Genomic DNA, 8,868 nt, shown 5'->3' on the forward strand with positions numbered 1-8,868 from the left:
AGGGGATGACTGCAGATGGGATTGTGGGGGCGGTGACGTGGTCTGTTCTGAATTTAGTATTGTAAAGTTTCAATAAGAATATAGTCAGATGTAGTCAGGTAAAGGAGGGTGTATCAGCGCTGAATCGTTTTTCTAGGAGCGATCGCGTCTCTAACGCCGCAATCCCAGTTAAAACGGCACTCGGATCAGAAGCATAGAGCAAATGGCTTTGTAATCGGCATAATGTGATCGGTTCCTGCCAAATGGCTAACCAGTAGGCAATGGATCGTTCAGATTCAGACAATCTATCGAATTGCTGGGTGAGTAACGCTTGCAGGCGATCGCCGATAACGATAGTATTCTGGAGGCGAAACGCGGTAACATTCCCGGCAAAAATCGACTGAATCAACGGTATTATGGTTTTCAATGCCAATGGATTACCCCGGTACAGTTGGCACAGAGCCGATAATCCCTGTTCTTGACCCGTGAATCCGCCAGTTTGCAGTAATGCCATTGCATCAGCCTGTTCTAAGCCTTGCAAGGTTAAACAGCGAACCCCTTTCGAGTTAGCCGCGATCGCATCAAATCTGGGGAGTTGTTCGCGACTGGTAATTAGAAGACAACTCTGATGGCGGTTGTGGCTTAAGGTTTGCCACAATTTACTGTAGTCCTCAATATTGTCTTTCTGGTGCAACACCGAATCAAACCCATCAAGTACCAGTAGACAGCGACGCTGTTGTAGATGATGCCTCAGTTGCCTTATTCCTGACTGAATATCTTGAATAACGGTTGGTTCAAAGGTATTCAGGATACTATCGAGTAGCGTTAGCAGGGAGGGTTGGTAAGTTAGCGATCGCCATAAGAGACAATCAAAGTCGGACTGGATGCGATCGCATAGAGCAACGGTGAGGGCGGTTTTGCCAATTCCACCCATTCCTACGATTGCCACCAGTTTACAATTATCTGTAGTAATCCACTCCTCTAACTGATTTAACGGTTGAATTCGTCCATAGAAATGATCCAGATCCGGCGCTTCATCCCAGTCAATCAGGGGAGACGGGAGTTCTGGTAAATTAAGGTTGAGGTGTTCTGGGAATTGTGCGATCGCTTGCCAATCACTGATACCTACGCACGTTTATCAATTGTAGGGGCGGGTTTAGGGACTAAAATGCGCTTACCCCGCCGATAACTGTTCAACAAAACCCGCCCTTACAGCTCTTTGCGCTGTAATAAAGTACAGTAGATCAAAGTCCCCCTTCAGATCCCCCTCTTCCCTTATAGATCCCCCTCTTCCCTTTTTGATCCCCCTTCCGTCCCCCTTTTAGATCCCCCTCTTCCCTTTTTGATCCCCCTTCCGTCCCCCTTAAAAAGGGGGAGACCCAAGGATGCTTCGCTTCTGTTGCACGGGGGAAGCCAGATGTTGCTTCGCGTTTTTTGCACGGGGGAGACCAAAGGATGCTTCGCTTCATTTGATTAAAGATGAGACACTAACTAGGGAAAGACCAGCCAGTTAAGCTGTAACTTGACGGAACCAGCTAAACCTACTGGTCTTTATATCCTGTTAACAACATGAACTTTAGCTCCGGTTACTTGTCCTTGTCAAGAGCTAAAGTTCATGAATTTTAGTTCCGCTATGACTGATTCAAACGAAGGGAAATCTCAATTAAGACTATTCAGAGAAGCTGCGGGACTTACCCGAGCTGAACTTGGAAACCGTATGGGAGTTTCTGAGCGCCAGATTTACGACTGGGAAAATGGGGTCAAACTGCCCAGAGTGGATCGGGCAGTTGCTTTGGCTCGCGAGCTAGGAGTTTCAATTCAGACTGTCTGTAGTGCGTTAGGTATAGATGTCACTGGTGTTCCTGATGGTGATGGTGATTAAAACATCTGATAGTTTGTGTGAACATGACAGAAGTACAACGGCAAGAGCAAGAGTCTCCCCTGAAGCAGCGTAGAGATGAGTTGGGTCTAACTCAAAGGGATGTTGCTATGGCTGTCGATGTGTCTGTGCAGACAGTTAGCAACTGGGAGACAGGACGGTATAAGGAGGCTAAGTTAACTCTGCCGCAGGTAAAAGCACTCTGTCGAGTATTGTGCTGGAGTATCGATGACTTACCTGATGATTTGGCATCACCGCGATCGCATTCTGAGGAATTACCCTTCTCATTCTTTGTTTTGTTCAGCTAGACTGTTGCTAAGTTAGCTACTTTCGCGCAGGTGAGTCTAGGCAGTCAGATTCGAGAGAAATTGGTACAAAAGATTCAAAAAGATATTCAACAGATATCAAATGAGCTATCTGACTACCTTGGTGAAGCTCTACAGGTTGAGCTAAATATTAATCCTATTCAGTTTCCTGGATTTGAATTTCAAGGAATTGATGCACAAATTCAATATCAGCAAGAATTGTTTACAAGGTCGAGAAAAGAAACTAAGGACTTAAGCTATTAGCCCGGAGTTTAAACTCCGGGCAGAATTTTATCAAGCCACTTCTTTTGTGCTGTGATTTTTTCTCCTTCTCCTAATTCTTGTCTATCCGGAGACTGGATAGTGTCAGATCATCCCTGGGCGATCGCACTTCTTTTGATCACCACTATGCACTAGATACCCCTTGGCTTTTTCTTTCGGCTTCGCTACTGTTATGCTTCCCTTGACTCGATTTCATTTCGGCTCAATTTGTCAAGTTCTGATAATTTAAACCACTCTTTCCTCCAGAACGGTTTAAATTTTTCTATCAGAGTCTCGTCTCAACAAAACGTCATAATTGCTCGTTTTTTACCTCTTTTTGGGAAAAAGCTACGAAATTGCAGGGGTTACAGCGATTGTGAGGGGATTGTGCGGTTTTCAGGTATACTATCTATGGTGGGCTTATTGTGGGCAAAAATAATATAGGCACTGCTAAACCCCTTGAGTTTTCGTAAAAACTTTGTATAGTTCATGATTCTTGTCTCATGCCCAATGTACCATTGGACGCATGTATTTTGTTAAACTTACAATAAGAATTATAACTAAGTATTGACAAAAACACAGAGGACACAGAAGGGATGACGCAGACAGAACCCTGAATAGTGGGGGACACAGATTGACACAGAGAAGTAAATAATTTCCCCAAGAATTCTTATCTTTTCATCCTTTGCATAGAGAATTAACGCCTCTATGTATTTCTAACTTTTCACGGGAATTCTATAAACCTGCGTAGAGACGCGCCATGGCGCGTCTGGGCGGGTTTATTCACATCCTGGTGAAACCGAAAATATAGTAGTGAAACCCGCCCCTACACAATCTACAAATCTCCCAATCTCTCACTCAAAACTTACCTCCCTTCGTTGCGCCACATACCCTGAAAACTAAGCCATGTATTTGAATTCCTGGTCGTCCGTGTATGAGAATAATAATCAAAATGAAATGGGGAAGGTAAGCGTTGCTCACACCCTATATGTAGTTTCGGATTGGGTCTAAACTCCAGCAAGAGGAGGCGATTGAAATCGCTGCTACACAAACAAAGTCCGCCTGCGCGGAGTAGATTATAAAGGGGGTGGCTAACCCGGATTTGGTATCAGCCCCATCGGGTAGCGATACAATACCACAACCTCTACTGAGTCAATTACTGAGTCAAAGGGTGAGTCAAAGACTGAACAGTTTCCCCTCAAAACCACCCTTATGCTGAGGATGGACAGACAAAAGTGTTAAACCGCCTTGAATTGAAACCCAAGGAACTCAAGCTCAAGTCAGAATCGAGTTGACTAGATAAAAATTATAGTCCATTTTAATGGACTTAAGCTTTTAGCCAAGAACTTGAGTTCTTGGCGGGTGTCGGGGCTTACTGAAAAAAGGAGAACCATCATGCTAAATCCATCCACCCATTTGTTGATTATTGAAGACGACAAGGGACGCAAAGAATATACCTTGGAAGAATCGGTCTATTCCCTAGGTAGAGATCCACAATGCGATATCCGCATCCACTCAATGTTTATATCTCGCCATCATGCAACATTAATTCGACAAATTAGAGACGATTGCAGTTGTGTTTACAAGGTTGTTGATGGTAATGCCAAAGGTCAGCAAAGTGCTAATGGACTATTAGTTAATGGTCAAAAATGTCCAGTCCATGATCTTGAAGATGAAGATGAGATTGTTTTTGGTCCCAATGTCAGTGCGAAATACTACCGACTTGAAAGATCAGGTCAATGGAAAATGAAATATAAAACCAAAAAGGCTAAATCATCTCTTCCATCCCCATCACCAAACTTAGGTGGTTTATACGTTAAATCTGAAAAAGGTAACCCACTAGTCTTTCCCCTGAAGCATACTGATGTACAAGCCAAGGTGACGGGTAATGTCTCACGGGTAGAGGTGACACAAACCTTTGAGAATCCTTTTTCCACTCCCCTAGAAGCCACCTACATCTTCCCCTTACCCGATGAAGCCGCCGTTGATGATATGGAGATTCGCATCGGCGATCGCATAATTAAAGGTAACATCAAAAAACGCCAAGAAGCAGTAGCCATTTACGAACAAGCCAAAAAGCAAGGACGCACCGCCGGATTGCTAGAACAGGAACGGGCTAACATTTTTACCCAATCCTTGGCTAATATCCAACCCGGTGAGCAAATTGATGTGATGATTCGCTACACCGATAGCTTAAAATTTACTGGGGGAAATTACGAGTTTGTTTTTCCTATGGTAGTAGGACCTCGTTATATTCCTGGAACCACGATTGATGAGAATACCACAGGTGGGGGTTCAGCACCTGCACCGATGACACTGAATAAAGACACCGATTTAGTGCCAGATGCTTCCCGCTTAAATGCGCCAATTTTACCCGATGGAACTCGTTCGGGACATGATATTAATGTGACTGTAGACATTGAGGCTGGGGTTGAGATTAAAGAGGTGTATTCTCCCTCACACCAGATTCAAATTGAACGCCAAGATCAGCGGATGCGAGTCACGCTATCTCGCCGAGACACGATTGCCAATAAAGACCTAATTTTACGCTATCAAGTCGCAGGCGATCGCAAGCGAACCACAGTCCTCTCTCAAACCGATACTCGTGGCGGACATTTTGCGGTTTATTTGATTCCAGCGATTGAGTATAACCCCGATCAGTTGGTTCCCAAAGATGTAGTGTTTTTGATTGATACCTCAGGTTCTCAAAGTGGTGAACCCTTAACCAAATGTCAAGAATTAATGCGCCGCTTTATCAACGGACTCAATCCCCACGATACGTTCACCATTATCGATTTCTCAGATACTACCCGCCAACTTTCACCCGTTCCCTTGGCGAATACAGAAAAAAACCGCAACAGCGCCATGAAGTATATCAAATGGTGAAGGGAGAGACAAAGGTTGGCGTAGAGACTGTCACGGATACGGCTTTAACCTATCAACTCTTGTGCCAATATACCGCCTTTATTGCCGTCAGCGATGAAGTGCGCGTCAATCCCAATGATCGTTCTGTTTCTGTACAAGTCCCCGTGGAAATGCCGGAAGGGATTAGCTATCAGGGAATTTTTGGAGATGTAGAAGTAGAAGCGACCTACGAGTTTGAGGAGAGTCCTTCAGAACCGCCGGATGAGTTTGATATCACCCTAATTGATCCCGGTATGGTGGCGGAAGAGGAGGAAAGGTGGGATAGAGATGAACAGATGTTAGATGATGCTGAATACACTCTTATCTTTGAGTCAAGGTCAGCCCAATCGCGGACTCCAGAAATTGAAGCTGATGTGACGAAAGCTGAATCTAAAGATAATCGCCTACAAATTGTTAGCGCGACTGGATTAAATAAAGATGCGATCGCACGTTTGACTCAACATCTACAATCGATCCAGTTACCTCCAGGTGTCAAGGGAAATCTCGTCTTTGAGTTCTACATTAGCCAAGGTCCTGTGCGACAACTAATTTTTGACCAGGAAGCCTCATCTGTAAACGATCAAGACGTAACAGAGGCGATTCGGCGATCGCTTCTGACTTGGCATCCTCCTCAAGCAACTGTTGATAAAGTTCGCCTAGTGATAGGGATTCAATCATAAAGATTTGCCCCTCCATCTCCCCCTGCTTCCAGACGCGCCATCAGCAGACCCTAAGTAAACTGTTGAGCATAGAATCGCGCATAACGTCCCCCTCGCTCTAACAATTCGGCATGGGTTCCTGACTCGATAATCTGTCCCTGTTCCATGACTAAAATTCGGTCAGCGCGGCGCACAGTGGTGAGGCGATGGGCGATAATAAAGACGGTGCGCTCTTTCATAATCCGGTCTAATGCTTCTTGGACTAAGGCTTCCGATTCTGAATCCAAGGCAGAGGTGGCTTCATCTAAGATGAGAATACTGGGATTGAGGAGAACCGCCCGCGCGATCGCCAGTCGTTGTCGTTGTCCCCCAGATAGGTTAATTCCCCGTTCTCCCACCCAGGTGTGATACCCTTGGGAGAATTGGATAATAAATTGGTGAGCATTGGCTATTTGGGCGGCGTCTTGAACAGCGTCTAAGTCGAAGTCTTTTTGACCAAAGGCAATATTCTGGGCAATTGTGCCGGAAAATAGGGTGGTTTCCTGGGGAACAATGCCAATTTGTCGCCGTAGGCTTTTTAGGGTAACGTCTCGGATATTAATCCCATCAATCAGGATTTCTCCAGCTTGCGGATCATAGAAACGGGGAAGTAAATTAACTAATGTGGTTTTACCCGCACCCGATGCGCCAACCAGTGCGATCGCATCTCCTGGCTGGGCGAGAAAACTTAAGTCTTTCAGCACCCAAGGCGTTTTACCTGTAGAAATGTAGTCGGCTACGTCTGATTTTTGAGTCTGTAGGGGCGGGTTTAGGGAATTCGCGCCAGCTATTGATGATAACGTTTCTTCAAAACCCGCCCTTTCTAAGTTCTCTTGGGCTTGAGTGTAGGCAAAGCTAATCTGACGATATTCGACTTTACCCGTAACCGGGGGTAGAATCATCGCACCCTCTTTTTCGATCACCGTTGGCACAATCGCAAACAGTTCAAAGATGCGATCAACCGATGCCTCACCCTGCTTAAATTCGTTATAGTTACTAGTAACGATCGCGATCGGATCAATGAGCATGGCAACCGCCGCACCGTAGCTGACAAATTCACTCCCAGTCAAGTTACCTTGGGCAATTTGCCATCCCCCTAGTAAAAATACCAATAACAGGCACATCGCCTCCAGAAACCCCACCACCGGAAACTGAATCGCCTTTAACCGTTCCGCCGCATACTTAGCGTTTCGATTGTGTTCTGCCTCTTGACTAAATCGCTCTAATGTGTAATCTTCAGCCGCAAACGCTTGGACTAACCGAATCCCACTAAAGACTTCAATCAGCAACGCCGATAAATCCGACACCCGATTTTGACTCCGCCGGGAAAATTGGCGCATCCGTTCACCAAACCAGCCAATTAATAGACCCATTAGCGGGGCAATGAGTACAATACCTAGGGTAAGCTGCCAGTTAAGGTAAACCACGTAAGCGAAGACCGCAATTAACTGTAAGACGCTAGGGAGAAACTGGTGAAAGAACTTGTTCACCACCTCGCCAATGCGGTCAATATCCTCAGTGAGTCGATAGGATAAGTCCCCGGTTCTAGTAGTTTCAAAGTAGTCCAGACTCAGGGTTTGCAGGTGGGCGTAGACATTTTTCCGCAAATCCAGTGTAATCGACAAAGCCGCCTTTGCCATTAGGGTGTCTTGCCCATACTGTGCCAGCTTCTGACCCAAGAAAATTAAAGCAGCAATTCCAGCAACTTGTGCGATCGCGTCCACATTTCCTTGTCCCACATAAGCCGCAATCCGCCCCGCTAGCCAAGCCAGGAGGGGCCACACGGCGACAAATCCCACAGTACAAGCTAAGGCTTGCCCAATGGTAACTCTTTGAGGGCGAAGATAAGGCAACAGTTGCCAGTAATGAGAACGGGTTTTCAATGTATAATCACCCAAATGCAATTTTCCTCTGTCTCACGCTATCAGCTTTCATCGTTTCTACCAAGACTTTCCTGTCACCGCAGAAGTTTCTAAGTAGGTGTAACGTTTTCTCTTGTCCGACTACTTATATGATTTCCGGCTTTCTCACCCCTAATAAAAATGTAGGGACCTGGTTACCAAGCCCCTACTCCTCATCACTGTAATTATGGGTATTCAACTGGACATGATATTACTTACCTGTTACCAGAAACGCGATAACATAAGAAGACAGAATCTTACAGATGGAGGAGTTGGATTATGTCAACAGAGACGACTCAAACTCAGAGTTCCCCAACACCTCCCGTGGTGGACTGGGAACCCCAAATGCCACCGACTGATTTAATTTTTGATGATGGAGAACCCTTGGAAAGTAACCGCCATCGCATTGCTATGAATCTGTTGATTCAGTTAACCCACCAAGCCTTGGCACAGCGCGAGGATTACTTTGTGGGTGGTAATATGTTCATTTATTATAGTCGCACCCAGGCACGAAATCGGGATTTCCGAGGAACCGATTTTTTTGTGGTATTGAATGTGGATGGAAGCCGTTCTCGCCAAGGTTGGGTAGTCTGGGATGAAGAGGGGCGTTACCCGGATGTGATTATTGAACTGATGTCGGCGTCTACAGCCAATGCGGATATTGGGGCAAAAAAGGATATTTACGAAGGAACGTTTAGAACACCGGATTATTTTGTGTTTGACCCGTTTAATCCCGACTCTTTACAGGGATGGCGGTTGGATGCAAATTTACGTTATCAACCGTTGGTTCCGAATGAGTCAGGATGGTTATGGTGCGAAACCTTAGGCTTATGGTTAGGAATTTGGCAAGGAATTATCCAAAAAGAAACAGCACCGTGGTTACGATTTTATGACCCAGAGGGGAATTTAGTTTTATTACCCGAAGAAGCTGAACATCAACG

At 45.5% G+C, this 8,868-nt stretch carries 7 protein-coding genes and 2 pseudogenes; 7 read left to right on the top strand and 2 right to left on the bottom strand.

Going from position 1 to position 8,868, the window contains the following annotated elements; genetic code table 11:
- Window positions 1-94 precede the first annotated feature (94 nt).
- Entirely contained in the window at window positions 95-1,102 is a 1,008-nt protein-coding gene (locus ACLFWI_RS21180) for an NB-ARC domain-containing protein (protein ID WP_446414567.1), read from the bottom strand.
- 492 nt (window positions 1,103-1,594) lie between these two features.
- Between ACLFWI_RS21180 and ACLFWI_RS21185 the strand changes: the two genes are divergently transcribed.
- The 6 genes and pseudogenes from ACLFWI_RS21185 to ACLFWI_RS21210 all read left to right on the top strand — a co-directional run bounded on the left by ACLFWI_RS21185 (window position 1,595) and on the right by ACLFWI_RS21210 (window position 6,008).
- On the top strand, window positions 1,595-1,861 hold the full coding sequence (locus tag ACLFWI_RS21185; protein WP_198016536.1) for a helix-turn-helix transcriptional regulator: 267 nt from the start codon (window positions 1,595-1,597) through the stop codon (window positions 1,859-1,861).
- Window positions 1,862-1,884: 23 nt separating this feature from the next.
- Window positions 1,885-2,166 (top strand): helix-turn-helix transcriptional regulator, encoded by a 282-nt coding sequence (locus tag ACLFWI_RS21190; RefSeq protein WP_446414562.1) that lies wholly within the window; start codon window positions 1,885-1,887, stop codon window positions 2,164-2,166.
- Window positions 2,167-2,226: 60 nt separating this feature from the next.
- Complete coding sequence (locus ACLFWI_RS21195) at window positions 2,227-2,427, top strand: hypothetical protein (RefSeq protein ID WP_446414563.1); 201 nt, start codon at window positions 2,227-2,229, stop codon at window positions 2,425-2,427.
- 1,515 nt (window positions 2,428-3,942) lie between these two features.
- Window positions 3,943-4,059, top strand: a pseudogene (locus tag ACLFWI_RS21200) (FHA domain-containing protein); the annotation flags it as partial.
- A 111-nt stretch (window positions 4,060-4,170) separates the two neighbouring features.
- A pseudogene (locus tag ACLFWI_RS21205) lies at window positions 4,171-5,301 on the top strand (VIT domain-containing protein); the annotation flags it as partial.
- A gap of 2 nt (window positions 5,302-5,303) precedes the next feature.
- Complete coding sequence (locus ACLFWI_RS21210; protein WP_446414564.1) at window positions 5,304-6,008, top strand: after-VIT domain-containing protein; 705 nt, start codon at window positions 5,304-5,306, stop codon at window positions 6,006-6,008.
- Between the two features lie 50 nt (window positions 6,009-6,058).
- On the opposite strand, the gene ACLFWI_RS21215 is transcribed toward ACLFWI_RS21210, so the two are convergent.
- Window positions 6,059-7,909: an ABC transporter ATP-binding protein gene (locus ACLFWI_RS21215; RefSeq protein ID WP_446414565.1), complete on the bottom strand. Its 1,851-nt coding sequence runs from the start codon at window positions 7,907-7,909 to the stop codon at window positions 6,059-6,061.
- A gap of 297 nt (window positions 7,910-8,206) precedes the next feature.
- On the opposite strand from ACLFWI_RS21215, the gene ACLFWI_RS21220 reads away from it, so the two are divergent.
- A partial coding sequence (locus tag ACLFWI_RS21220) for a Uma2 family endonuclease (protein WP_446414566.1) occupies window positions 8,207-8,868 on the top strand: 662 nt, incomplete at its 3' end.

It is taken from the genome of Coleofasciculus sp. (assembly GCF_046539235.1).
In the GTDB taxonomy this organism is placed as follows: Bacteria; Cyanobacteriota; Cyanobacteriia; order Cyanobacteriales; family Coleofasciculaceae; genus Coleofasciculus.

Coding starts and splice junctions, on each gene's coding strand:
- ACLFWI_RS21190 (WP_446414562.1), top strand. CDS start 1,885: ATGACAGAAGTACAACGGCAAGAGCAAGAGTCTCCCCTGAAGCAGCGT.
- ACLFWI_RS21185 (WP_198016536.1), top strand. CDS start 1,595: ATGAATTTTAGTTCCGCTATGACTGATTCAAACGAAGGGAAATCTCAA.
- ACLFWI_RS21210 (WP_446414564.1), top strand. CDS start 5,304: ATGGTGAAGGGAGAGACAAAGGTTGGCGTAGAGACTGTCACGGATACG.